The following is a 1,670-nucleotide window of genomic DNA, read 5'->3' on the forward strand; positions in this document are numbered from 1 at the left end:
AATATTTCTCCCCTTCGGAAAAGGATTTTTCATTCCCACTCAGTGGATTGGGAACGGTAATATCTCAATATTTTATATTAACATTTCGACCACCCGCAAGTATTGCATATAAGACAACCTTCGCTGTGTTCGATCGAACTTCCGCAATCGGGACAGATTTCACTTAATTTTTTTAATGATTTTACAGATTCCTCCAGATTGTTCGCATTATTTATTACAGCATTGTTTTGAGAAGGTTTATCTTTTAATAAAACAAAATTTTCCAAGGCTTGAGAAACACCGTCCGAGCAGGAAGTTATAATCTTTCCTTTGTGCCACATTGGAGACGGACAGCGGATTCCCCGTAATTGCCGGATAATAGATTCTAATTTTACATTGGATCGCAGACACAATGAAGTTAAACGAGCGATTGCTTCCAATTGGGCAGAGGCACAACCACCGACTTTTCCCATTTGCGTGAAAACTTCACAGGGACCTTTTTCATCGGAATTTATGGTGATGTAGAGATGTCCGCATCCTGTTTCAATTTTCTGGGTAATTCCGGTTGTTATGTCCGGTCTTTCCCGCGGGGCAATTCTGGCTCCGTTAATATTTTTCTCTTTTTTTATTTCTTTCCCGATATTCAGAACCTGATTTTCCCGGCTTCCGTCTCGATAGACTGTAACTCCTTTACAGCCGAGTTCATAAGCCAGTTCATACGCCATCCTGATGTCTTCTTTGGTCGCTTCCTCTCTGAAATTGATCGTTTTGGAAACAGCATTGTCAGTATATTTCTGGAAAGCAGCCTGCATTCTTATATGCCATTCGGGAGGAATATCATGAGAAGTAACAAATATCTTTTTCAGATTTTCCGGAATTTCTTTTATTTTGGAAATTCCTCCGCTTTCCGAAACTTTCTCCATTAATTCATCTGAATATAAACCTGTTTTTTTCATCACTTTTTCGAAGATGGGATTAACATAAAGCAGTTTTTTTCCGTCCATTACATTTTTTACATAAACGAGAGAGAATTGTGGTTCGATCCCGCCGGAAGTATTGGCGATCATACTGATCGTTCCAGTTGGTGCGATTGTTGTTGTCGTTGCGTTCCTGATACCTTTTTCCCTAATCTCGGATTTGAGAATATCCCAATCTAATTTTGTATTCTCTCTTTTTAGTCCGCTATTTTCGTAAATGCTACCGTTAAAATTGGAAAATTTTCCATGTAGAACTGCCAATTCGATCGATTTTTTTTTGGAATGATAATCTATGAATTCCATAATTTCTGTTGCCAGATTTGTTGCTTTTTCGCTGTTATAAGGTATTTCCAGAATGTAAAGCAGGTCTGCCCAACCCATAACACCAAGACCGATTTTGCGGTTTTCTTTTACCATTTTGTCGATTTCCGGAAGAGGAAATTTCGATCGATCTATCACATCGTTGAGAAATTCGGTACTATCATAAACTACATCCTTTAATCTTTCCCAGTCGAATTTTCCGTTGTTAACCATCGGAGCAAGGTTGATCGAACCGAGATTGCAGGCTTCATTGGGAAGCAGAGGCTGCTCACCACATGGGTTACTGCTTTCGATTTTTCCGATCTTTGGAGTCGGATTAAATTCATTTATTCTATCCAGGAAAATGATTCCCGGTTCTCCATTTTTGTGAGCCATTTCGACGATCAAAGTAAA

1 protein-coding gene is annotated in these 1,670 nt (G+C 39.0%); it reads right to left on the minus strand.

Annotated elements, in window-relative coordinates; all coding sequences use genetic code 11:
* Positions 1–77 precede the first annotated feature (77 nt).
* A partial coding sequence (locus tag ENL20_06315) for an adenosylcobalamin-dependent ribonucleoside-diphosphate reductase (GenBank protein ID HHE38168.1) occupies positions 78–1,670 on the minus strand: 1,593 nt, incomplete at its 5' end.

This window comes from Candidatus Cloacimonadota bacterium, from assembly GCA_011372345.1.
Lineage (GTDB): Bacteria > Cloacimonadota > Cloacimonadia > Cloacimonadales > TCS61 > DRTC01.